Annotated in this window: 1 protein-coding gene; it reads left to right on the top strand. The window is 36.5% G+C overall.

The features are described 5' to 3' along the window. Nucleotides 1-241, top strand: a 241-nt coding sequence (locus tag SB658_RS27040; RefSeq protein ID WP_410603598.1) for a PAS domain S-box protein, incomplete at both ends; no start/stop codon positions are given.

The following is a 241-nucleotide window of genomic DNA, read 5'->3' as shown; positions in this document are numbered from 1 at the left end:
CACTAATCGAACAAGCAACTGATGCAGTATATGTAGTAGAGCTGAATGAAAATTATGTCCCCAGTCGATTCATTGAGGTAAACCCTGTTGGTTGTAAAAGATTTGGATATAGTAGAGATGAGCTGCTCTCGTTACCATTTCCAAATGTAGTACCACAAGATTCTAAAATGATTGTAAGGTTGTTAGAAAAAATTAGAGAGGGACAAACTTCCTTCACTTTGCAAGATGAATATGCTTTTCC

This window comes from Bacillus sp. SIMBA_008, from assembly GCF_046535495.1.
Taxonomy (GTDB): Bacteria; Bacillota; Bacilli; order Bacillales; family Bacillaceae; genus Bacillus; species Bacillus subtilis.
The sequence above is the reverse complement of the archived record's forward strand: the minus strand, read 5'-3'. Positions and strand labels throughout refer to the sequence as shown.